The sequence below is a fragment of the Paenibacillus sp. MAH-35 genome (assembly GCF_058135425.1).
Map to the genome: position 1 here is coordinate 1 of NZ_JBYUPU010000060.1, position 25379 is coordinate 25379.

Annotated in this window: 15 protein-coding genes; 12 read left to right on the forward strand and 3 right to left on the reverse strand. The window is 54.6% G+C overall.

What is annotated here, in order from left to right; genetic code table 11:
• Together AC3Y2E_RS32245 and AC3Y2E_RS32250 are read left to right on the forward strand one after the other, a co-directional pair.
• Positions 1–722: GNAT family N-acetyltransferase (locus tag AC3Y2E_RS32245; protein ID WP_379217377.1), on the forward strand; the 722-nt coding region annotated here is incomplete at its 5' end.
• Positions 723–732: 10 nt separating this feature from the next.
• Positions 733–1191: a GNAT family N-acetyltransferase gene (locus AC3Y2E_RS32250; protein WP_379217378.1), complete on the forward strand. Its 459-nt coding sequence runs from the start codon at positions 733–735 to the stop codon at positions 1189–1191.
• 496 nt (positions 1192–1687) lie between these two features.
• Here AC3Y2E_RS32250 and AC3Y2E_RS32255 read toward each other — a convergent pair whose 3' ends face one another.
• The gene (locus AC3Y2E_RS32255; protein WP_379217379.1) at positions 1688–3199 is read right to left on the reverse strand and encodes a diguanylate cyclase domain-containing protein; all 1512 of its coding nucleotides are present in this window, start codon (positions 3197–3199) and stop codon (positions 1688–1690) included.
• A gap of 151 nt (positions 3200–3350) precedes the next feature.
• On the opposite strand from AC3Y2E_RS32255, the gene AC3Y2E_RS32260 reads away from it, so the two are divergent.
• The 5 genes from AC3Y2E_RS32260 to AC3Y2E_RS32280 all read left to right on the forward strand — a co-directional run bounded on the left by AC3Y2E_RS32260 (position 3351) and on the right by AC3Y2E_RS32280 (position 13471).
• Positions 3351–8384, forward strand: coding sequence for an AAA family ATPase (locus AC3Y2E_RS32260; RefSeq protein ID WP_379217380.1), 5034 nt, complete (start codon positions 3351–3353; stop codon positions 8382–8384).
• 17 nt (positions 8385–8401) lie between these two features.
• Entirely contained in the window at positions 8402–9046 is a 645-nt protein-coding gene (locus tag AC3Y2E_RS32265) for a response regulator (RefSeq protein WP_379217381.1), read from the forward strand.
• Positions 9047–9210: 164 nt separating this feature from the next.
• The gene (locus AC3Y2E_RS32270; RefSeq protein ID WP_379217382.1) at positions 9211–10848 is read left to right on the forward strand and encodes an RNA polymerase sigma factor; all 1638 of its coding nucleotides are present in this window, start codon (positions 9211–9213) and stop codon (positions 10846–10848) included.
• Positions 10849–10983: 135 nt separating this feature from the next.
• Complete coding sequence (locus AC3Y2E_RS32275) at positions 10984–11706, forward strand: Stf0 family sulfotransferase (protein ID WP_379217383.1); 723 nt, start codon at positions 10984–10986, stop codon at positions 11704–11706.
• 823 nt (positions 11707–12529) lie between these two features.
• Positions 12530–13471 (forward strand): aminoglycoside phosphotransferase family protein, encoded by a 942-nt coding sequence (locus AC3Y2E_RS32280; RefSeq protein WP_379217384.1) that lies wholly within the window; start codon positions 12530–12532, stop codon positions 13469–13471.
• A 173-nt stretch (positions 13472–13644) separates the two neighbouring features.
• Here the strand turns inward: AC3Y2E_RS32280 and AC3Y2E_RS32285 are convergent, their stop codons facing one another.
• Together AC3Y2E_RS32285 and AC3Y2E_RS32290 are read right to left on the reverse strand one after the other, a co-directional pair.
• Complete coding sequence (locus AC3Y2E_RS32285; protein WP_379217385.1) at positions 13645–15465, reverse strand: sensor histidine kinase; 1821 nt, start codon at positions 15463–15465, stop codon at positions 13645–13647.
• Between the two features lie 11 nt (positions 15466–15476).
• The gene (locus tag AC3Y2E_RS32290; RefSeq protein ID WP_379217386.1) at positions 15477–16778 is read right to left on the reverse strand and encodes a response regulator; all 1302 of its coding nucleotides are present in this window, start codon (positions 16776–16778) and stop codon (positions 15477–15479) included.
• A gap of 328 nt (positions 16779–17106) precedes the next feature.
• Between AC3Y2E_RS32290 and AC3Y2E_RS32295 the strand changes: the two genes are divergently transcribed.
• The 5 genes from AC3Y2E_RS32295 to AC3Y2E_RS32315 all read left to right on the forward strand — a co-directional run bounded on the left by AC3Y2E_RS32295 (position 17107) and on the right by AC3Y2E_RS32315 (position 25366).
• Positions 17107–18783 (forward strand): extracellular solute-binding protein, encoded by a 1677-nt coding sequence (locus tag AC3Y2E_RS32295; protein ID WP_379217387.1) that lies wholly within the window; start codon positions 17107–17109, stop codon positions 18781–18783.
• Between the two features lie 61 nt (positions 18784–18844).
• Positions 18845–20698 carry a putative phage tail protein gene (locus AC3Y2E_RS32300; RefSeq protein ID WP_379217388.1) on the forward strand — a complete coding sequence of 618 codons (1854 nt, stop codon included), beginning with the start codon at positions 18845–18847 and terminating at the stop codon, positions 20696–20698.
• 145 nt (positions 20699–20843) lie between these two features.
• Positions 20844–22205, forward strand: a complete 1362-nt coding sequence (locus AC3Y2E_RS32305) for an ABC transporter substrate-binding protein (RefSeq protein WP_379217389.1) — start codon at positions 20844–20846, stop codon at positions 22203–22205.
• Between the two features lie 52 nt (positions 22206–22257).
• Entirely contained in the window at positions 22258–23958 is a 1701-nt protein-coding gene (locus AC3Y2E_RS32310) for a putative phage tail protein (RefSeq protein ID WP_379217390.1), read from the forward strand.
• A gap of 49 nt (positions 23959–24007) precedes the next feature.
• A complete protein-coding gene (locus AC3Y2E_RS32315) occupies positions 24008–25366 on the forward strand; it encodes an ABC transporter substrate-binding protein (RefSeq protein WP_379217391.1) in 1359 nt (452 codons plus the stop codon).
• The last annotated feature ends 13 nt before the right edge of the window (positions 25367–25379 follow it).

The window sequence follows — 25379 nt, forward strand, 5'->3', positions numbered from 1 at the left end:
CAAAGCGAGTAGACCCATTTAAAACACAAAAAAGACATTCTACCCCCAAAAAATATGGGAATAGATGTCTTTTTTTGACGTCCCACGTGGGACTGCCGAAGAAAAACGTAAGTTCTTCAGCGGCCTCGCTGAGCATCGGGATGTTTTATACAGCTGAGCTTACGGAACAAATACAAGCGCCTGTGGAGGACGACCACGATATCGTCTGGATCAGTCTGGAAAACGTCGATGATCTATTATTTCATGAACATCAGGCATGGGCGGTAAAAAAGGCGATCGCTGGCCCTCACTACAGAAGAGCTTCTCTGCAAGATGAAGACGAATTATTCGATCTAGCGACACGACTAGCGACAAGCTTTACCCTCCGTAGGGCGGATTTCTCCAAGACTTTCCGACATGTGATGACGGATGCCCATGCGGATCTGTTCATTGCCGAGATGGATTCTAAACTGATCGGATACGTATTGGCTTATCACCATTCAACCTTTTACGCAAACGGAGTTGTGAGTTGGGTGGAGGAGCTATTTGTTGCAGAGGCGTGCAGAAGAATGAACATCGGCAAGAAGCTGATGGCCCTGGTGGAGGAGCAGGCCGCCGCTCGAGGTTCCAAGCTGGTTGCTCTTGCAACTAGAAGAGCCGGCGAATTCTACAAGTCTATCGGGTATGAGGAGTCCGCCGCTTATTTTAAGAAAACGCTCCCTTACCGAAACGAGCAGGAGTGAAGCAATTTCCATGATCATTCAAGAAATGAACGACACCCTAAGAGAGCAAATCCGGGATTTTCGAGGGGCCATTGTTGTGTCCAGAGGACGAGTCCATGCCTTGGACCAATTGCCAGGGTATGCGGCGTGCGTCGCGGATGAGATCAAGGGACTTATCATGTATAACTTGCAGGACGACGAGTGCGAGATCGTGTCATTGGACAGCAAGCTGGAGGGCCAAGGAATCGGAAGCCAATTGATAGACGCGGTTGTCCGCCGGGCCCAAAAAAGCAATTGCAGCAGGGTATGGCTGATCACGTCCAACGATAATATCAAGGCGATCCGTTTTTACCAGAAAAGAGGGTTCGATCTGAAAGCGGTCCATCCGCACGCGATTACGGAAGCTAGAAAGGTAAAGCCATCGATCCCGTTCATCGGCTTCGACGGCATCCCCATTCGCCATGAAATCGAATTTGAATACCGGTTATGACCGTAACCTGTGAGGGGAAGCAGATCTGGGGAACGGACTTCAACCGGAGTCGAGCTGTTCCGCAAAACCTCATCACCGAGCGGCTGGAGCGAAGGTCCCCATCCCCTCCCGCGCACCAACGTGTGGGTCTGCACGCGAAAGGTCATTCCGGACGCATGAACCTGACTATTTACCCCTAAAAAGTACTTGCTTCCCATTGTCATATGACAAAGTAATGACACCGATCACTATTGGATAACCGCGATATGAATTAAGATTAGTCGAACCCTAATTAAAATGCTGAAATGGGGGCTTCACCTATGTCGAGATTGAACTGGCAATCGGCAACGTTTATTCGATTGGTGAAGAAGCGGGATAGGTACAGATAACCTAGGTGGAACTGTTATTCGGACATCGATGTTCTTCTGACAGTTCCATAAAAGGGTTACTCCAACAGAGGAACGTCTGCTTGGGAGTAACCCTTTTCAGATTCAGATTCGCTTCAGAACGACGCTGTTCAAGCGCGCAGCCGCTTCATCTCGAACATCGCATGGTCTGCAAGATTGATGAGCGCTTGCCCTTCGGCGGCGTCTGCCGGATAATAGCTGACTCCGATGCTCATGCCCAGAGGCAAGTTTCCGTATTTCACGAGAAATGACGCGAATTGATGCTGCATCTGTTGAACTGTATTCTGAACGTCCTGCGGGGACGGAGAACGGCCGATGAATACAATAAATTCGTCTCCGCCCATACGTGCGGCCACGCCCCGGTCTCCGATCGTTTCCTGCAAAATCTGGGCCGCCCTTTGCAAAGCTTCGTCGCCTGCCAGATGCCCGCGGGTATCGTTCAATATTTTGAGCTTGTCCAGGTCAATCAGAAGCAGCGCCAGCGTCTCCCGATGCTGCTCCGCATACTGCAGGGCCTCGTCCAGACGTTCATAGAAATATCTGCGGTTCGGCAGCCGGGTAAGCGGATCGTGGTAAGCCAAAAACCGGATCTCTTCCTGGTGCTGCTTCTGGGCCGTAATGTCGCGCAAAATCAAAAGGACATGATGCTCATTGTCCACCCAGACGTAATCGGCATTGACGAGCAGGGACATCCGCTTGCCGTTATGTTGAATTTCGGATTCATATTGCTTGATCGGCACTTTGGACGTTATGCGGTTTTTAATCTCGGCGTCAAGCAAATGTGTAATTCGGACGTTGTCTATGTCCATGGAACCGAACAACTGCGAGGCTCCCGGGTTTGCATTTTTGATCCTGCCGCTGCTGTCGATCAGGAGAATGGCGTCGGGATTCAGCTGGAACAGCTTCTCGAACCGTTTGTCGTACAAATTTAAGAAGTCGTGTTTCTTCATCGTATGCCTTAAGAAGTAACACCAGACGATGCCGCTGTACAGATAAGGGTAAGGCGGCAAAGTATCCCCGTAGTTGATATAGCCGAACGCGACATGCCACAGGATGGACACGGCTACGCCCCAGATCAATTGGTTGTAGATCGACCTCTGCTCCGGGATGACCGATCTGGACTTGGCGATCAGAAGCGGGATTAGATAAATAAGATCGGTGAATATGCTCGCGGTCATCGCTATATAGTAGCCGGCATTATAGACGGGCAGCTTCCACAAACCGGCTTGAGTAAATTCTTGAGCCGCTATGAAGCCTGCTCCCGATGCAAGATTGACGGCGACAAATAAAAGCGGCAAGTAAAAGATGTAGGGATATAGAAACCGCGGCATCTTTTTGTCAAGCTGCGAGAATTTAATCAGAAAATGAAAGCAAAGGCCGGGGATCACGATCCCCACGCTGCTCAGCCAAAGCGACGAAAGAACCGGGCTGTATTCGATGGATACTTGGTTTCTCACATATTCTTCGACAAACAGCAGCATGTAGCAAACGGCGATTAGGGATAGCAGAATGTGTTCCGTTTTTCTCTGATTCCGCAAGAGTACATCCGTAGCCATGTACATAAAAAATAAGATCGGTATTCCGTGTGTGAACAGCAGGGTAAACGCATCTTGTATATTCATGGGGTTCACCAAATCTTTCCTGGGTAGTAAACGAAGGAGGTGTGCCTTACCTATTGTAAACTATTTTAAGAGATTCGTTTTATGGAAAATTTAAATTTTGATATGATGTGCGTAAAGCTATAGTTTTTCTATATGACAAAGCAGGTGAATCATGTTTCAGCTATTGGGATATCAAGTTGTCGAGAAAATCGGAAGCAACGAGACTATAAGCATCTATCGCGTTTTGCGGACGAAAGACAATGCCCGGTATATAGCCAAAACGACAAACGATAGCTCCGCAGGAACAGAGACGGCTGCTTTTCAATATGAATACGAAGGGCTGCTTCAATTAAAAGGGAAAGGCGTGCTGGAGCCGGTAAGTCTCGAAACGGCTGCCGACCGTCCTGTCCTGCTCTTCCGGGACCCCGGCGGCACAACGCTGGCCCATCTGCTGCATACGCGAAGAGCTTCTCTCAAACTGCCCGCTCTTCTGGAAGCCGCTATTGCGCTGGCGGATTGCATCCGGGAATTGCATCATGAGCAGATGAGGATCAACGAGCTGACGCCTTTTCATTTTATGATTAGCGATGACCTGACGAAAGCGAAGTTCATCGATATCCGGTCGTGCTCCACGGATAGCCGTTCCTTCTCGCGCGTTACGCGAAGAGCGGCCTCCGTTCTGCCCTATTTGTCTCCGGAGCAGACGGGACGAACGGGGATGGTCCCCGATTACCGTTCGGATTATTATTCGCTCGGCATTTTATTATACGAGTGGTTTACCGGCAGCTTGCCGTTCCAGTCGCCCGATGCGCTGGACATCGTGTACCACCATATCGCGACCACGCCGGAGCCGGTGTATCTCAAAAATAAATCGATACCCAAAATGGTCTCGGATATTGTTGCCAAATGTATGGAGAAGATGCCCGACGCCAGGTATATAAGCGCTTACGGCATCCGGTCGGATCTGCAGGAATGTCTGGTTCAATTGCGGGTCACCGGCAAGGTGCAGCGTTTTCCGCTGGCGAATCATGATGTTTCCTATACGTGGGACAAGCTGGAGGGGCTGTTTAACAGACGGATCGAGCAGCAGATGCTGGTACAAGCGGTTCAGCGCGTCTCGGAGAGCAACAGCGCCGAGATCGTCTGGGTCAGCGGACAAGCCGGACTTGGGAAAACGTCCCTGATTATGGAGACGATCCGCACGGTGGTGCCTGCCCACGGTTATTTTGTGTCCGGACAATGCCAAGCTGCGTCAGACGGTAATCTGGCTCCCTATAGAGTGTGGGGGCAAGTGATCGACCAGCTGGTGTCGCACTTATTAACGGTAGGTGCCCTTCAGTTGGAGGAATGGAAGCGTCACCTGGTGGAAGCTTTGCAAGGGGACGGGCGGCTGCTGATCGAGATGGTGCCGAGATTCGCTCTGCTGATCGGCGAACAGCCCGTAGTGGCAACCGTGTCCGAGGCGGACAGGCGGCGGAAGCGGCATGCGGCCATGAACCGTTTCTTTCAAGTGTTTTGGCGGCGGGATCAGCTCCTGGTTTTGTTTCTGGACGATCTGCAGGACTGTGACGAAGCTTCGCTGCGTTATGCGGCCGATCTGATGAGCGACCCTGCAACTGAGCGATTGTTACTGGTTGGGGCGTACCGGGATAACGAGCTGTCTGCACAGCATCCGCTTAGAACGCTCATGGAGCGTCTGGAGACGAACACGCATGTGCAGACGATTCACCTCTCTGCATACGGGCACGCGGAGCTGAAACGATCGATCGCCCGGCTTCTCCAGGGGAGCATTGAAGGAATCGATGAGTTAGTGGATGTGCTGCTGCTTAAGACGGAAGGAAACCCTTTATACCTGAAGCATACTCTTCAAGCGTTGCTGGACCGTAAAATGATCGCCTTTGACGAACAGGAGCGCATCTGGAATTGGAATATCCGGAGCATCGCGGATCTTAGCGTTCACGAGTCTCTCGCCGCTTCACTGTCGGAATCGGTCGGTCTGTTGCCGGATCGGGAAGCTTATATTCTTGGAAGAGCGGCTTTTCTGGGCAAACAATTTCATCTGCCGATACTCTCGATTATTACAGGAGTGCCGGGACAGCAAGCGGCGGAATGGGCGAGGAAGGCCGCCCGCCAGCGGCTTATCCAGCCATCTTACGGGGAACCCGATTCCTACAGGTTTCAACATGACCAGATCTGGCAGCGGGCGTATGAAGCCGTTCCCGGGCAGGAGCGAATGAAGCTTCACGGGGAGATTGGCTGGCTGCTGGCCGCGCGGATGACGGATCATGCCGATGTGCGTCTGGATGAAGTGCTGTATCATCTGAACCAGGCTGCAGCACATATTACAGTCCCCGCGGAAAAGCGAAAGCTGGCGGAGCTGAACTTGCAGGCAGGCTTGCAGGCGAAAGCGGCGCTGGAGCTGGAAGCATCACTCGACTATTTGCACAGAGCGGCCGATGCGTTGGACGAGCCATGCTGGCAGGAGGATTATCCGCTTATTTATCAGGTATACCGGGAGTGGGTGGAAGCGGAGTTTCAAAGCGGTCATCTGGATAACGCCGCAGGCCTGTTCGAGCTTCTGTTGGACAAAGTGAACTCAGACTCCGATCGCGCCCAAGTGTACATGCTGATGATCCAAATGGAGCTGAACCGGGAAAATCATAAAGAAGTCATCCGTCTGGGAGAGAAAACGTTACAGCTGTTAGGCATACCGTTCAGCACCGCTCCCGGTTACCCGCAATTGCTGCGCCAATTGATGCGGGTTCGCTGGAAGCTTCGCAAGCACTCTGTCGAGAGGTTCGACGCTTGTCCTCCGATGACCGATGAGCGGCGCAAAGCGGCGATGTCCGTATTCGTGTACACCGCTCACGCGACTTTCGAGAGCAATAAGAAAGGCTGGCTGCACAGCATTTTAACGATGCTGGAGATGACTCTGGAATACGGGCTGACGCCAGAGGCGTCGGAAGGGTTTGCGGGATATGCGCTGCTGCAGCACTACTACTTTAACCGGTACGAGGATGCCTACAAGTGGGCGAGGTTAGCTTGCTCGGTGGCCAAAGACAACCCGAGATTATACGCCCAGGCTTATAACGTCTTCTCGCTCTGCTACCGCAGCTGGCGCAAGTACGAACCCCAGTTGCTGCTTCAATTTGAGGGGGATAACCAGAAGCCTGCTCTGCAATGGAGCGATTTGGGACACTTTAACATGAGCATGCTTATTAATTGCGGGTTGTTGTTTCATTTCAGCTATCCGCTGCCATATATATACAACCAACTGCTGGCTCATTCGGCTCAATTGCGCAAACAGAATAATCCGACTTACTGGCAGCTGGCGGCGGTAACGGCGGATTTGCTTGTTACGCTGATCGGACAGAAATCGCCCAACGACCCTTTCGAGCGGATCGATCCGGATGCCGGGCTGTTGACAGGAGAAGCGGTCAGGACTGCGGAGAAAGATATGATCCGAACGGCGACGACTTCCCGATTCGTTACCGGCTACATTATGGGGGATTATCGGAAAGCCCGGGCGGCGCTGGCCTCGACGGCGATAGAAGAGTCGGCGCATCACTATTACACTGTACTGGTGCTCAAACAATTTTATCCGGGCAGCAGCAGGCAGGAACAGGCGAAGCTCATGCAGCAAATCCGAAAAAGCTTACGACGGTTAAAGCGGCTGTCACGTAAATCGGCGGACCTGTATGAGCATAAATATTTGCTTGCTGCGGCGGAAGCGGCGAGTATGGGCAACCGCCACAGCCGGGCCGAAACCTTATATGAACAAGCGCTGGAGTCCGCCCGCGCCGGCAGGTATACCCACGACGAGGCGATCATCTCGGAATGCTTCGCCAAGTATGGAATCAGCCGCGACAAGCCGATGCTCGCCAAAATGTATATGAACCAGGCTTACGAGTCGTATCTGAAATGGGGGGCGCTCGCCAAGACGGCGGAACTGGAAGCGCGGTACGGCCACCTGCTGCCCAGGAAGCCGGCGCCGGAGACGAATCTGGAGCAGATTGACTACCGCTCGGTGATGATGTCCGCCCAAGCGTTATCCGGCGAGATGGAGATGGACAGGCTGCTTCATATGTTGATGCGCATTATGATCCGGAATGCAGGGGCGGAGTACGGGGCTTTGTTATTCCATGATGAAGAACAGTGGAAGGTGGAGGCGTACGGCACGATCGACAAGCTGAACATCGAATCGGTCCCGCTCTCCGAAGCGGACAATCTGGTTCCGACCGCCATTATTAGCTACACGGCAAGAACCCGGGAGACGCTCGTGCTTCATGATGTGGCGAGCAGCGAAATGTTCGAGCGAAGCGAGTATGTGAAAAACAACGGGCTCAAATCGGTGCTCTGCCTGCCCATTATGCATCAAAATAAATTAGTGTGCCTGCTGTATCTGGACAACAACCTGTCTACAGGCGTTTTCACGGAGAGCCGGCAGGACGTGCTGAAGCTGCTAAGCTCGCAAGGTGCGATATCCATTGCCAATGCCAAGCTGTATTCCGGTATGCAGCATCTGAAAAATAATCTCGAGGACCAAGTGGTCGAGAGGACGCGGGATCTGGAGAAGTCGATGCAGGCCACGTCGGAGGCGCTTGCGGAAATGACGGTTTATGCAGAACGGACGCGGATCGCGCAAGAGATTCACGATATTGTCGGGCATACGCTTACGTCGACGATCTTGCAGATCGAAGCAGGCAAGCGGCTGCTGCACAAAGATATGGACAGTGCCACGACCAGACTGGGTGAAGCGCAGGATCTGGTCCGCCACAGCTTGAACGAAATCAGAAATTCCGTCCACATGCTCAAGGAAGACAAGTATTACGATATCGAGGCGGCGCTGCAACTGCTAATCGAAGATACGGAGCGGAATACGGGGGTTCGCATTCATGCCGTCATCGACCCGATCTCCCACATCTCTTTTATGCACAAAAAGGTGATTTACCATGCTTTGCAGGAAGGGTTAACGAACGGCATCCGGCATGGCCGCGCCGACGCCTTCAGTTTCAGTCTGAGAGACGAAGGCTCGCAGCTGCTGTTCCGTCTTGCCGACAACGGAGCGGGCGGCGGGGAGATCGAGATGGGCTTCGGGCTTAAAATGATGCGGGATCGCGTAAGACAGCTAAGAGGCATTCTGGACATCGATACCGAGCCCGGCAAAGGCTGCATGCTGCGGATTAATTTTCCGTACGGAGTATAACGAATGGGGGCTGGCCTGTGATAACGATTGTGATCGCGGATGATCAGATGCTGATCCGAGAAGGTCTGGGGACGATTCTGAACCTGGAGGAAGATATGAGCGTTGTCGGTTTGGCCACGAACGGGCTGGAAGCCGTAGAGATGACGGCCCGGCTGCGTCCGAAGCTGGTCATGATGGACATACAGATGCCTCACATGGACGGGATTACCGCCTTGAAGCAGATTAAAGCAAGCTCTCCGGAGACGCTGGTGCTCATCTTGTCCACGTATCTCGAAGATAAATACATCGTCGAGGGCATGGCGAACGGCGCCAGCGGTTATCTGCTGAAGGATATGGATACCAACAAAATGATCGCGGCGATTCGGGATACCGTGTCGGGCCAATACATCCTGCCGGCGTCCGTAGCGACCAAGCTGGTGCACCAAATAACGGAGCTGTCCAAAGGCCATAGCGCTGCCGAGTCGTGGAGCAAACGAATCGAACTGACGCAGCGGGAAAGGGAAGTCGCCGAGCTGATCGTGCAAGGTTATACGAACCGCGAAATCGCTGCGGAGCTCCATATCGCGGAAGGGACCGCCCGCAATTATATCAGCCAGCTCTACAGCAAGCTGGAGGTTCTGGACCGTGTGCAGGCGCTGGTGAGGCTGCAGGCTTTGCTGTAGGGGCTCTCACCGAAAGCAAGGGGAATAGCAGACGAATCATGGAGGAGACCGCGCTGCAGGCGGCTTCTCTTTTGTTATAACATTTTAAAAAACAAACAAAGATCGCCAACCGACTCTGTTCTTTTCCTACTTTATATAACGAGAACGCTTCAAAGGAGATCTGCATGAAATCAATTGCATCTTTTACCGATTCCGAAATTAGCGAGTATTCCAAGAAAATTTTCGGTTTTGCACTCCGTAAAACAGGCAATCATCACCACGCTGAAGATTTGACCCAGGAAATTTTGTTGTCTCTTCTGAATTCCCTTCAATCGGCGCGGCAGATCGACAAGATGGAGGCATGGGTTCATACGATCTGCTGCTACACCTGGTCCAACTACTTGTCCAAAGAAAAGAGGTATTGGCGGACGTACGGTCTGGACGGTTTAGAGCTGGAGGACGATTCAAGAACAACGGAAGAAGAGCATGAATGGAAGGAAAGCCTCGAACGGTTGAGGCGGGAGATGAGCTACCTGGGCCGGCTTCACCGAAACATTAGCGTGATGTACTATTACGGGAATAAAAGTGTGAAAACGATATCGGACGAGCTGAATATTCCGATAGGAACGGTAAAATGGCATCTCCATGAAGCGCGCGGAAAAATGAAGGAGGCCATGAACATGGAACAAGGCATCGGTACTTTGAGTCTGAAGCCGGTCCGGCTGATGGTAGGGCATTGCGGCAGTCCGGGTCCAAAAGGCGAGCCGAACAACTACTTCGACACCCTGCTGTCCCAAAATATTGCAATCGCCGCTTACGAGCAGCCGATGAAGATCGAGGAAATCGCCCGCACCTTAGGGGTATCCAGCGCTTACGTGGAAGACACTGTCCGGAAACTCGAGTATTCCGATCTGATCCGGAAGGCAGGGAAGGACAAGTACCAGACTAACTTCATTATTGCGGACATCAAGAGCAGTGCGGCGTCAGCGAAATATTTGAAAGCCAAAGCCGAGGAGACGGCGGATCTCTTTTTCCGGGTAGTGACATCGAGACTGGAGGAATGGAAGGCGATCGGATTTCATGGGAGCAGGTGCGGCGATGCATTTCTGCTGTGGGCGTTTATACCCTATGCGATCAACTACCAGTACAACCGGGTCAAAGGCAAAGAATATTATGCCCAGTATAGGCCGGATGAAAGAAAAGACGGCGGTAAATACATTGTGCAGGCGGCAATCCAATACGAGGATCGGGAATATCAAGCCAATCTGACCGATTTCACGAGAGTTCAAAAATACGGGACCAACGGCGTAAAAAGCCGGAACTCGGGCAAGTATTCCGCCATTCAGATGGAGACCTGGTGGTCGGGCATGAAATGGCGGGATTTCAATGCACCGGATATTGTTGACATGCACCACATCATACAGTTGATGGAGTCCGGGGCAAGCCATACGGAATACGACAAAGAACTCATCAGCCGGATGGTCCGGAAAGGTTTCGTCTCTGCTAGAGAAGGAACGCTTGAGTGTCTGATCCCGTTTTTTAAGCCGGATCAATATGAGGCATTTATTGAGATTCTGGAAAGCGCGCTTCAAGAAATCGGCGCCCAATCGATACTGGAGCAAGTACACGACGACTTTATCGGCATGTGGCAGTCGTTCGCTCCCCGGCACATTTCCAATAAAGAAATTGTGTTTAAAGCGATGAACGACGGCGGGCATATCGTATTTGCGATGCTGGAATCTATGGTTCATCAGGGATTGCTTCCACTGCCGACGGAAGAGGAAAAGGAGCGGCTGACGACCCTGATGTGGATTCGCCGTTGACGGCTGAAGGCCGCAGCTTGGCCAGATAGAGGATAGTTCGACTAAAGGAAATCTTTATTACCGAATTTTAACTATTTTGTGAGATCATTTTGGGAAGGGGCGATTTGGGTCAGAACGACCAGGAAGGGTGAGACGATGAGACCGGCGCAAAGCTATACGATTTGGTTTTCACAGCGTACGGGCAGCACGCTGCTGAATTATGCGCTATCATCGACGGGGGTAGCGGGCGATCCGAGTGAGTGGCTGCATAGTAGAGAACCCGCCAAGATGACTAAGGAAGACATGGAGCAGATCTGGAAAGAGGGGACGACGCCGAACGGCGTATTCGGGTTAAAAACGTCATTTGATTCCCGCTGGATGGATTCATTTCGAACGATCTTCGACATGCCGGCTGCGGCTACCCGAGCCGAGGTATGGAGCGAAGCTTTCCCAAACTGCAACAAGCATATCTTTATGACCCGGAGAAATAAAGTAAGATTGGCGGTATCCTGGTGGAGGGCGATCGTATCCGGAGAGTGGCACCGGAAGCACGGGGAGAAACCGCAGGAGCACGATATTGCGGATAAGTACAAGTTTGAAGCCATTGATCATTTGCTTACCGAATGCGCTATGCGGGAAGCCGCCCTGGAAGATTTCTTCTCCGAGGCGGGGATTGTTCCGCTTACGATTGTCTACGAAGATTTTATTTTAGACTACGAAGGAACGGTTATCGACGTATTGAAGTTCTTGGATATTCCGACGGATCATGTAGCAGTCGCCCCGCCGGCGCTGGAACGGTTAGCGGATGAGGTAGCCGAGGAATGGGTGCAGCGGTTTCGCGAGGAGCGTCAGAAGGATTGGGAGCGCAAAGCATGGTGAATCCGAAGAGGAGACGATAGGGGAGGGAGCAGGCTGCCGGGCAGGGCGGCCTGCTTTCGTTGTACATATAAGAATTTATAAAATTTCGTGGGTAGAAGGGCTTCTGATCTGCCAGAAAGATTAAGATTATTACTGATTTTTACGGTGCTAAAGGGAATGGAGGAGTTTCCTTCCTTGGCGTTTGAGAACGTATACTCAAGTACAATGCCTAACGAATCGTAGGGTGCTTATTGCTGAAAAACGACGTTATTCCAGACGTAACGAATCCGGGGATCGTTATTGAACCCAAAGTGGAGAAAAAACGATCCGATTTGCGGAAATAACGATACGAGAGTTCGTTGCAAATTCAAACACTCGCATTCGGCTCTGATAACGGTTGCTGGGTTCGTTAGCGATACCACCGCAAAAAGACAACACGACCTGAGGGCGAGCGGCTGGAACGAAGGAAGGGGGATCCATTCCCTTTCACGCGTTAGCGTATCGGTTTGTACGTCAAAGGAACGTCCGCCCGGACGGTTTTTCTTAATAGATGGGGGAAATGATGCACACAGCCGGGCACGGGAGGTGCGAATACTCCTACCATAGAATATAAACAAGCAACCATTTGGTCTCCTTCAACGTCATATTGTTAATAATTGTTAGCGTAATTCGAAACAGCGGGAGGTAAGGGCTGACGATGAAGAAGATGATGGTGAAGCTTGGAATCTTTATCGGGATTATTGTACTCCTGTATCAAGTGATCCTATATTGGAATCCGGTAGCCATTCAAAACTTAGCTTCTTGAACTGGCAATCCAATACAGAAAGCAGAGGGAGCAATAACCGTGAGCGATACCACGTACGACTATGATCAGCTCCGCCAAGGGATTCCTGCGCTGAGCAACAGCGCCAAGCTGGAGCGGATCAATAAGGGATATTCGAGCGACGCGAAGTATATCGTCTATGACCCGCAGGAACGTCCGCTGTGCCTGTTAAGAACGTACAGCATCGAGCAAGACGCCAACAAAAGGCTGGAATTCCGTGCGCTGGAGAGGATGGAGGAGCAGGGGGTGCGATGCTCCCGACCGATTGATATCGGCACTTTGCCGGATCAGAGGCTCGGCTATATGATCGTTTCCTACATACACGGAGAGGAGGCGTCCGAGCAGCTGCCGCTGTTGTCCGTAGAGGATCAGTATGCGATCGGCGTCGAAGCCGGGTTGGAGCTGCGGAAGATTCATCGGATTCAAGGTCCGGCGGACATGAAGCCGTGGCAGGAAAGGGCGGAGGCCAAGCACCGGCGATACCGTCAGGAGTATGCCAAGTGCGGAGTCCGGATTGAGCACGAGTCCGCGGTGTTCTCCTTTATCGACCGTCATTTGCCGCTCATGCGAGACAGGCCGAATCGGTTCCAGCACGACGATTTCCATACCGGTAATCTGGTCGTAGCGAGCGGCAAGCTTTCGGGAGTGATCGATTTCAACAGGTACGACTGGGGCGATCCGATTCATGAATTTCTGAAGGTCGGCTTCTTTAGCGCGGACGTGAGCCGGCCGTTTGCAGTCGGGCAGATCCACGGATATTATGATCACAGCGAACCGGACGAATCGTTCTGGCGGCTCTACTCGCTTTATGTGGCGATGACGATCGTGTCTTCGGTCGTCTGGATTCTGAAGGTGAAGCCGGAGGAGCTGGACTCTATGCTGGGTAAAATCTACAAAGTGATCGACGATCATGACCGGTTCGAGTTAACGGTGCCGAGGTGGTATAGGGCGGATTGGCAATAGGCCTCGGCAAGCCGCAATGGCATTTTTGTCCGGAGCCTCCCTACCGCTTTCGTAGACCGGAGATCAGAGACTGGCTGGAGGGGGGGAGGCGTCAACGGCCGGTTTTACGCCGTGGTCGAAGCTGCACCCCGGTATTATCATTCACGCAGCGCGTACATTCAGCCCGGCATCCCCTACTCCACCACCGGTATCGTCAGCCGCACCGTCGTCCCGATCCCCGGCTCGCTGCTGACGGCGAGACCATACTCGTCGCCGAACGTCAGCTTGATGCGCTGGTTCACATTTTTGATGCCGATATGGTCGCCGGGCTCGCTGTAGTCTTCTTTCATCGCCGCATTGATCCGCTCGGTCTGCTCGGGGCCGATGCCGACGCCGTCGTCGGTTACGTCCAGCACGATCTGCTCCCCCTGCCGGCGTCCCGTAATTCGTACGACGCCTTGGCCGCGCTTCGGCTTGATGCCGTGGTAGATCGCATTTTCGACGATTGGCTGCAGCGTAATTTTCGGTATCCGGCACGAGCGGATCGACTCCTCAATCTCCCACTCGATGGCGAAGCTGTTCTTGTAACGGACCGCCAAAAGGTCGAGATAATGCTGGACATGCTCCAGCTCCTCCCGGATCGGGATGAGATTTGTCGGGGTCTCCAAGGACAACCGCAGCAGCATCGCGAGCGAAGCGATCATCTCCGATACTTTATTCTCGCCGCCGGTCAGACGGATCGCGTTCCAGTTGATCGTCTCCAGCGTGTTGTACAGAAAATGCGGATTGATCTGGGATTGCAGGGCGACGTTTTGCGCCTGCTTTAGCAGCGTCAGCCTTTTGCGCAGCTCCTGCTCCAGCTCGATCCGCTTTCCGTGCGAGCGGACAATCGTCGCCGCGATCTGGCGGATCTCGTTCAGACGGGGCTCCCGGCGTTCGAGCTCGACCGCCGACCATTTGTCCGGATTTTCCACGATCGATAACACTTTGCGGATCGGCTGGAACACCTTCGCCGCGATGATCAAGGCGAGGAGCAGCGCGACGGCCAGTCCGGCCGCGAAGATGACGAACACGTACCGGCGCAAGTACGCGTTTTTCTCCTGAACGACTTGAAGCGGCAGTACCGAGACGAACGTCCAGTCGTTATACTGGGAGCGCAGCGAAGTAATCGAGCGCGTCGTCCCTTCCGAAGACAAGGAGTCCGGCTTGCTTCCGCTATTCTGCATCTGCTGCCGGAGCGGCTCGATATCCGACAGCCGGCGGTTGATCAGGGAAAAATCGCGGTTGTACAGCACGATTCCGTCGCGGTCGGCGATATAGATGTCCTCCAGGTACGGGTCGCTAACGTTGTTTATAAACTGGCCCAGCCGGGCGGCGTCGACATTCACGACGATGGCGCCTCGCTTGTTTTTCTTATCGAGAGGGGCGGTGTAGAAAAAAGACAGAAAATGCCGCTCCCGCTGCTCCCCGACATATTGCGTAGCCTCTCTTGCCGATACCCAGTAGCTCTCCGACGATTTGCGGCGTTCGTACTCCGGAATCCAGCCCTTGTCCAGAAACCATAACGAATCCCACAGCCCGAGATTGGTCGACAGCACATATCCGCTCGTATCCATGTATAAGTAAACGGAATTAATAAATTGGCTGCTAAGTTTCGTAACCGGTGTCAGCCGCTGGCGGAGCAGGTGGATCTGATTGAATAAATCGGCATCCGCCCGGTCCGGGCGGGGCTCGGCGAACAGCCGTCCGGCCGCCGGGTCCGCAGCCGCCTGCAGGGCGAATTCGTCCACCTCGCGGATCGTCATATCGATCATGTCGCGCAGCCGGGATAAGGCGATGTGATGGACGGCACCGATCTCCTCCTGAATCACTTTGCCGTAGACGACATATACGGCGGCGCTCATGCCGGCCACGGGCAGAATCATCAGGCAGACGATGATGAGGAAATTGCGCAAAAAGATGCTGTGAATCTTAAAGTGCTTAATATAAAACCAGATGTTGGACCGCTCTTTCATCGGCGGGTCTCCTATGGCAGTGTATTGCGATACTCGGTCGGCGTGCAGCCGGCATATTGCTTGAACAGCTTGAAGAAATATTTGGCGCTCCGGTAGCCGACGATCGAACCGATCTCGTATACTTTATATTGAGGCTGACGCAAATACTCCATCGCCCGGAGCATCCGGATCTCGGTTACATAGTCGGTGAAATTGCGTCCCGTCTGTTTTTTGAACAGCCGGCTGAAGTAGACGGGGCTTAAATACACGTGCTCCGCCACATCCTCCAGCGAGAGATCCTCATTATACTTTTCTTGAATATAGGACTTGGCTTTCTGGATCACGAGCGGATCGAAGCGGGACGCGTCCGGGTCTTGGGGAGAGGAGGCCGCGCCGCTGCGGGTCGCGACCGGCTCCGGTTGTGCGCCGGTACGGGCTTCGGGCCGCGCAAGGTCGAGCAGGCACGCATACGACTGAACCTGCTCCAGCTCGGAGGTGGTCCCCAGAACGGCGTGAAGTCTGCTTTTTACCGTGTCAAAATGAAGGGCGACTTTCTCCTCGATCTCCTCGATAGAAGCGGCATCCGGCATTCCGCTTCCCAGGCCGAGGGCCGCCATCCGGATCACCCCGGTCTCGGCGTGCAGCGGGATATGCAGGAGATGGTCCTGCTCGTGCTTGTAGGCATGCCGGACGAAACGGAGAATCCGGTTCACATCGGGGTCTGCGGCACCCGGGTCCGGTAGCGGGCCATCCTGCTGAATTCGTATCGCATACAGGCAGCAGGGGCTGCGTTCCGGATCGGCGGGCAGGCAGATCAGTTGAAGCCGCCGTTCGATCTCTTCCCGGCCGGTCAGCGCGCCCGAGGCCAGCTCGGCAAAAAACTGCCGGCGCAGCATGAACAGCATCTCCTCGTTCCGGCTCAGGAGGCCGAGCGATTGTTCTTTCTCCGCTTTTTCCTTGTCCAGATTCGCCTTCACGTCGCGGAACACCTGATGAATTTCCTGCAGCTTGGTCGGCTTCAGCAAGTAATGGGTCACCTGGTAGCTCAGCGCCTGCTGGGCGAACTCAAACTCCTTGTAGCCGCTGATCAGGACCAGTTTGATATCGAGCTGCCGGTCGTGCACATATTTGGCCAGCTCCAGTCCGGAGACGAACGTCATCTTAATATCGGTCAGAATCACGTCCACGGGATGGCTCTCGATGTACGAGATCGCATCCCGGCCGTCCTCGAGCCGGGCCACGACGGTATACCCGAGTCCGGCCCAATCGACCAGATCGGTCAAGCCTTCCCGGATGTCCTCTTCATCATCGACGATTACGATTCGATACGGCATGGCGGCCCTCCGGTCTTAGGATGATTACATGTCGTACGATCATTATGTTGATAAAATGAATGCGCTGTCAACGGAATTTCCTTTTTTGGAAGCTCCGGTTAAAAATGTAGGATCAAAAGTAGAAAAAATGGACTTGTCATTCCGGGTGAGGGGGCCTTTACCTATCGTTGCAATCCGGAGTTTTTGCCGCATACCGGTTGAAGCCGCTTGGGAGCGTCCGGGCTGCGTACTAACGTCCGTTCGTCCAGAGCGGCGGCTTGGAAGACGCTGTAATTTTGCACCATAACTAGAGATCGTGCCGTTTCCGCACGCCAGGGAGGTTGCTACAATGAAGATGAAAGCGCTGTTATCGCGACAGCATGAAACGATTTGGAGGATATGGGGGATGAGCAGGGCGCTTCTCATGCGAGGTTCGCTGCTTCTGGCGGCGATATCTCTCGCGGGCGGCTGCACGGCGGCAGCTCCGGCGGAATCGGCGGAACCGGAAGCGCCGGAGCGCGCCGGCGGAACCGAGTTGCCGATCGTGGCGGACGGTTCGGTTACGCTGCACTATGCGGGATGGGACAATTGGTATGCGCCCGCCAGCTTGTCGCAGCAGTTGCCGGTCTGGCAGGAGGTGGAGAAACGGACAGGCGTGAAGATCCGGTGGGAGGTTTCGCATTTCAGCCAGTACAGCGCGGCTATGCAGACGAAGCTCGTGACGGGGAAAGACGTGCCGGACATTTTCGCACTCCCGGTCGATCTGCGCAAAGCGATCGAGGAGGAGCTGATCGAGCCGCTGGACGACCTGATCGACCGGTACGCCCCGAACATCAAGCAGTTTCTGGCAGATAACCCGATGGAGGCGCAAAAGATGCGGGCATATGACGGGAAGCTGTACGCGTTGTCTTCGGTCACGACGGGCGGCGAATATTGGGACCCGTTCGGCTTCCTGATCCGCAAAGACTGGCTGGATAAGCTCGGGCTGGAGGAGCCGAGAACGCTTGACGAATGGTATGCCGTATTGAAGGCGTTCAAGGAGCGGGACCCGAACGGCAACGGCAAGCCGGATGAAATCCCGTTTATGCCGCACTACGGGTACCGGGGGCTGGCGATGTTCGGCAATGCGCTGGGGCTGCATCTGTTCTACAGTGTGGGCTATTACCCGGACGAGTCCGGACGGGTCCGCGCCGAATGGCTTACCCCGGAGGCGGAGAAGCTGGTGGTCTGGCTGAACAAACTGTATGGAGAGGGGCTGATCGACCCCGGATTTCTGCATCGGACGGAGGAAAGCATCATCGCCGGCGTATCGCGGGATCAGGTCGGAGCGAGCATGCACTTTCTGAGCCGGCTCGGCCAGCTCGACAGCTTATCGCGCAAAGCGGCGTCCCCGGATGCGGGATGGCTGCTGGCCCTTCCGCCTCTGGAGCCGGGCTACAAGCCTTTGTACGAGAAGTACGGGCCAGTCAGCGGCAGCTTCGTCATCTCCAGGAAGTCTCCCCACAAAGAGATTGCGATCCGCTGGCTCGACTATATTTATGCGAGCGAGGAAGGCAACCGGCTGATGACGTTCGGAATCGAAGGCGTCACCTACAACATGGTAAACGGACAGCCGGAATATACGAAGTATGTGCTGAACAACCCGGGCGGATTGGATTCCGCCAACGTGCTCCGCTCGATCGGCGCTTATCCGCCGACACCGTGGGTCCGAGCGGCCAAGGGGCCGCTGTCCAGGTCGCCGGCGGCGTTGCTCGGCAACAATTCGAAGGCGTTCGGGATGGCGCAGCGGGTGCGGAGTATGATGGTCGACAACCAGCCGTTCGCCGAGCCGACGCCGCAGGAGCTTACCGTCGCATCCGGGTTGATGCCCGGCATACTAGGTTACATGGACAAGACGATTACCGGCTTTATTACCGGCGATGTGCCGATCGATTGGGAGACGTTCACCCGCACGCTGAAGGAGCTGGGGATCGAACGAATCGTGGAGATCAAGCAGCAGCAGTATGAACGGTTGGTCGGGAAGTGACAACGGGTCCGGAACGCTAGGCGATCCGGTTCTTATACCGGAGAAACGGAGGGATTCCAGAATGGAGCGAAAAGACGCTACGGCTCCCGGGTCGGCCGAGGGGAAAGTCCCCGGTTTGCGGCATTCCGTCAGCAGGAGAGCGATGCTGGGTGCGATCGGTGCAGGAGGGCTGACGGCTTTGGGAACGATGTATGGCGGCCGTGTCTACGAAGCTTACGCGGCGGAGAATAACGGCGGCTGCGCGGAGCCTTGTCCCGCCCCGATTGCGTCCATAGCCGCTTTGCGCTTATACGGGGGAGTTCAGGACGGACAGATCGTCGAAGTGATCAGCTACTATGACGATTGGGCAGCCGGGATTCGGGGACCGCAGGGCGGGGGCCTGTTCATCCGGGTGACCGACGGTTCTCTGGCTGACAACGGAGGGACCATAATCGCCGTGACCGGAGGCGGCAATACACGCTGGCTCCGCAAAGACGTCACGGTGCTGGACCCGGTCGATTTCGGGGCTAGAGCGGACGGCGCGACGAACGACCGGGCTTCTATCGCATCGGCGGTTGCCGTGCTGGGGGACGCCTTCCGGGTGTTGGACTTTCATGGGAGAACGTATTATATCGGCGAGATCGCCGTTAATGAGCAGCCCGTGTTTACAATCGCCGGGAAGGACAGAATCCGGATTCAAGGAATGCCGACGATGCTCGTTACGAATCGGCTAACCGGCAACCTCCACTACTCGCCCGTATTCGAATTTGTCGATTGCAACGATCTGTACGCGGAATGCCACGCGGTCGGCGACGTATTTAACCCCCAGTCCCCTTACTCGAACGGTCCGGTAGCCGTGCAGTTGAAAAGCTCGGCCAAATCCGTTTGCGGAGCGCGGATCGAAGCCAAAGTCACCCGCGGTCTCGCCGCCCTGCAAACCGTTCGAATGACGAATCGGAATGCCAGGAGGCAGCCGGCCGACCCGACTTGGACGATGATCGATTACCATGTCGAGTCCGTCGATGCGGAGTATGGAGTAAGGTTTATAGCGTCGGGCGACGACGCTCACGGAGTTATTCGCACCGATCGGGTAGCCCGTTCTTACTTCATTGTCGGGGTATCGAATCACACGGCTATCGTAAATTCGATTCGTCAGCGTTATTTCATGGACGTCCTGATCAAAGCTTATTACGACGATGTGAGCAACGTGCACGTCATCATGAACCAGCGTTCGTCGGAAGGAGCGGAGTGGCCCGTCTGCATCGAGCATCAGAACGATACGGACGATACCGCCATCCGGAATATTACGATCGACCTTAACATTATGGATAGAAAAAACCCGCGAGCCTACGCCAGCGAACTCGTCAGCATAGGCCGGTCGATCACGTTAGGGGGAACTGTGAGACAGTCGACCCAATGCGTGACGGACGCGATTACGATCCGGGGCGCGATCCGGCAGCAGACGGGCGTCAATCTGCTCATATTGCCGACCCGATCCAATACGGGAGGCATCCTCTACCTGGAGCCTTACACGGCAATCCCCGATACGAAAGGATTCACGCTGTCCCGGGGAGGGAGCCGCATGGGCAAAATGCGGGGCAATCTGGAAGCGGCACCGGTGAAGCTGTCTATGGACCATTTTTATCCGGATGGAATTACGCTTGTCGTCGACACGTTTATGAATGCAGACTTTACGGATATGAGCGGCGCCGCCAGCTGGCGCGTCCGCGAACATGTGCTGCTGTCGCTCGTATCGGACGGGAGCGGCGTCGTATCTGACGTGTATCGCATCTTCAGCCGGCTGAGGGGCACGGCGGCTCCGACGATCACGTATTCGGTCGCGGGCGGCCAGCTGTTCGTTCAAGGCAGCGCCTATACGGGAAGCAACGCCGAAATGACGGTGAAAGCCGAAATCATCGGCGGGCGCACGATCTGATCGAAGCGTTAGAGCAAGAGGACTTAAGGTGCCGCCCAGGCGGAGCGACGCTGCTTGGGAAGCAGGAATAACGGAAAAGAGCGGCATGACGCGTGTTTTTATTAAATTATAGTAATCGATTACTAAACCAATAGGGGGAATAAAAATGTTTAAACGATATGGAGCGGCTTTGTCTGCAAGCGTGCTGCTGCTGTCGGTTCTGTCCGCTTGCGGCGGCTCAGGAACGACGGAGAACGGGGCCAACGGAAGCAAGGACGGAGCAGGCGAAGGGGCGGCACCGGCTGCGCCTAAGCCGGCGGAATCCTGGGCCGACAAGCCGGCCGAGCTCGTCTTTCACAATCTCGCGGGCGGAGCGGAGGAGCAGTTCAACAATACGTACGGCAATCTCATTCGTAAAAAGTTCCCGAACTACACGATCAAGTTCATCCAGTCCAAGCCGGGAACGACGCTGCCGGAGCTGGTGGCGGTGAAGGAACGCGTCGATATCGTCTACAATACGATCGAATACATCGCCGAGCCGCTGCTCGGGACCGGTCTGGAGTACGACATGACGGAGCTGATCAAGAAGCATAACGTCGACCTGAACCGGTTCGAGCCGACGATCATTGACGGCATCCGGGGGATGGCCGGCGGCAAAATCTACATGCTCCCGATTACGAACATGAGACAGGTGCTGTTTTACAACAAAGGGGTGTTCGACAAGCTCGGCGTCGCTTATCCGAAAAACGGCATGACGTGGGACGACGCGTTCGAGCTGTCCAAAAAGCTGACCCGTTCCGAGGGCGGGATCAACTATTTGGGGCTGTCGGCATCGCCGGCGCATATTTTGCGGACGAACCAGCTGTCCAAACCGTATCTCGATCCGAAGACGTTGAAGCCGACCTTTATGGACGAAGAGTGGAAGAAGCTGCTCCAGACGTATTTCCTCTCCTACGGCCAGGTGGAATCGTTCGCGAGCCGGACGGCGGAGTTGAAGCGGCTGCCTTATTATACGGAGATGACGAACACGTACGAGCTGGCTATGTTCGTTTTCAACTCGCAATTTCCTTGGGACGGAGCGAGCGCGGTCAAAAACATCGACTGGGATCTCGTCTCCATGCCGACATTCAAGGATAAGCCCAAGGTTGGTTCGCAGTCTTCGCCGTTTTCGTTCGCGATTACTTCGGTCGCCAAGGACAAGGATGCCGCGATGGAGGTTATCAAATATTTGACCTCGGACGAGACGCAGACGGAGTTTTCCAAAAACGGCTTAATGCCTGTGCTCAAATCCGATGCGGTCAAAAAAGTGTACGGCACGGCGAGCCAGTACAAGGATAAAAACTGGTCGGCCGTTTACTACGACGCTTTTGCCCCGCTGTCTTACAAGAGCGTCTACGAGCTTGGCATCGAACGGCAGTACGCGCCGCTTATGGCGGATATCGCTACCGGCAAGGTCGACCTCAATACGGGACTGCGCAATATCCAGGAGCTGGCGGAAAAATATATTGCGGAGCAGCAGAAGAAGTAGCGGGGGCGAGTATCCCCTAATCGTTACATTCTGACAGGGGAGTGATCGATTTATGGTTAACCATGATGAGAACGGCGGGCACAAACCGGAAGGATTATCCGACGGGCAAGAAGTGCGGGATCAGCAAGGAAGAGCCGAAGATACGACATCCGGACTATCGGTAACGCGCAGAAAGGCGCTGGCTTCGATCGGATTGACCGGGCTTGCGCTGGCTGGAGTCGCCGCTTGCCAAACGATTTCGCCCGTTTCCTCTTTGGCGGCAGCCGGTCAAGGAAACGGCAGAAGCGTATCCATTCTGTCCGGTACCGTGTCCACGGTGACGGAGCTTCGGGATTTATCGACGGCCGGGCTGTCTGACAATGAAACGGTTCTTCTGTGCGGGTACGCTTCCGTGAACGACGGGGGAGCGGGCGTCTTTTATTGGAACTCGGCAAGCCCGGCCGCGGATAACGGAGGAACTGTTATTATGCCGACAGGACATACAGGCAGCGGACGCTGGATTCGGCTCAGGGAGGGGGCGGTCAGCGTGAAATGTTTCGGGGCCAAGGGGGACTGGAACGGAACGTCGGGTACGGACGATACGGCGGCGATTCAAGCGGCGGTCGCTGCCGAGCGGTTTGTGTATTTCCCGAGCGGAGCCTATATGGTTACTTCGCCGATCTCCGTCCCCAGAGACGGGACGCGGTTTGATTTTGCCGACCCCGTGTCCTCCAAACTTGTGAAGCGGTTCGACGGGTATGCGATCCATCTGGCGGGCAGCTACTGTTCGTTCACGAATATGTGCATCGACGGGCAAGGCGCAACATTTGAGGGCGGATATATCGAGCTTGTAGGGGCTGCCTATAATCCGTCCCTATACAATCCGCGCTTATACGACGCCAAGGACGCAGGCATTTTGTTCCATGAAAATAGGGGGTCGTTCTTTAAGGCGGAGTCCGGTTACATTTCAACCTGGATTAATAACGGGACCGTTTTGACCACCCCTTCTTTCCGGTCGGCGGGGGTCGATACGCGTCCCATGCATCGGCATTTCTCCCAGATCGATACCGGAGGCGTCGTGTTGGGTGACTTGACGGGTATGGAGACGACCGTCATCACCGGCTGCACCGGGCGTAACATGGTGTTTGATTCCAGCACCAAAAAAGCCATTATAACGGGATGCCGGTTTACAAGCGCGGGCAATCCGTTTGTCGTGAAAGGACTCGATAACAGCATTACCGGCAATGTGATTGCGGGAGATATCGTGCTGGACGAAAGCTGCGTCAACAATGCGATCGGGCAAAATGTAACGGCAGGCAAACTGGTCCTAAACGGCAACCGCTGGCGGAACAGCCTCCATCACCGCTCCTGGAGCGGCGGGTTCCACGCGGAATGTACCGGAGTGAAGCAGACGATTTCGAATTGGGCGAGCGATGCCCCGATCACCGCCGCGAACGTATCCAATGCCGACTTGCCGGGTCCGAGCTACTTGCCGTTCCGCGGGGCTTATTCCATAACGGGGCTGATCGCAAGGGCGGTAAGCGGCAGCATCACATCCGGTTCCGTGACCGTTCATCTGCGGGTCAACAATAACCCTGCCGGGTTGAGCTTGACACTGGATCAGGCCGGCCTCGCTTCGGGGTATAAAGCGCAGCTTTATGATGCCGGAGCGCATGTTCTATCGGAAGGCGGATCTTACACGATGACGTACAGCACGTCAGCCGATTATTCGGGCAATTTGGCGATCGTGGCCGGGTTTGAGATCGAATCCTGACCAATGGATATTAGTAATCGTTTTCTAATTAAGATAAGGGGGAAACGTCTTGGGGAACCGGATTGGAACGACAACGAATATGCTCGCAAGCGTGATGCTGCTATCGCTGCTCTCGGCATGCGGCGGAGCGGGGAATGGCGGCAGCGGAGGCACGGACGGGAAGGGGGAGGGGGCGGCGCCGAATACGCCGAAGCCGGCGGAATCCTGGGCCGACATGCCGGCCGAGCTCGTCTTCCACAACTTGTCGGGCGGGCCGGAGGAGCAATTCAATCAAATGTTCGGGAACCTGATCCGCCAGAAGTTTCCGAATTATACGATCAAGTTCATCCAGTCCAAGCCGGGTACGACTTTGCCGGAGCTGGTCGCGCTCAAGGAGCGGGTCGACATCGTCTACAACTCGATCGAGTATATCGCCGAGCCGCTGCTCGGAACCGGTCTGGAGTATGACATGACGGAGCTGATCAAGAAGCATAACGTCGATCTGAACCGGTTCGAGCCGACGATTATCGACGGCATCCGGGCGATCGGGAGCGGCAAAATGTATATGCTTCCGATTCTTAACGGGAGACAGGTGCTGTTTTACAATAAAGGGGTGTTCGATAAGCTGGGCGTCCTGTATCCGAAAAACGGCATGACCTGGGATGAGGCGTTCGAGCTGTCCAAGAAGCTGACGCGCACCGAGGGCGGCATCAACTATTTGGGCCTGTCGGCATCGCCGGCGCATATTTTACGGACGAACCAGCTGTCCAAACCGTATCTCGATCCGAAGACGTTAAAGCCGACCTTTCTGGATGAGGAATGGAAGAAGCTGCTTCAGGCGTATTTCCTCTCCTACGGGCAAAATGAATCGTTTGCGAACCGGACGGCGGAATTGAAACGGCTGCCTTATTATACAGAGATGACCAATACGTACGAGCTCGCCATGTTCGTGTTCAACTCGACATTCCCTTGGGACGGGCCGGCGTACGTCAAAAATATCGACTGGGATCTCGTCTCCATGCCGACGTTCAAGGATAAGCCCAAGGTCGGTTCGCAGGCTTCGCCGGGTTCGTTCGCGATTACTTCCGTCGCGAAAGAGAAAGACGCCGCAATGGAGGTTATCAAGTATTTGACCTCGGACGAGATGCAGACGGAGTTTTCCAAAAAAGGCATCATGTCCGTGTTGAAATCCGACGCGGTGAAGAAAGTGTTTGGAACGGCCAGCGAGCATAAAGACAAAAACTGGTCCGCCTTGTACTACGACGACTTTGCTCCGCTGTCGTACAAGAGCGTGTATGAGCTTGGCATCGAGGGGATCTACAGGCCGCTTATCCCGGATATTGCAACCGGCAAGGTCGATCTCAATACGGGACTGCGCAACATTCAGGAGCTGGTCGAGAAGTATATTGCGGAGCAGCAGAAAAAGTAAGGGAAGCGAACAA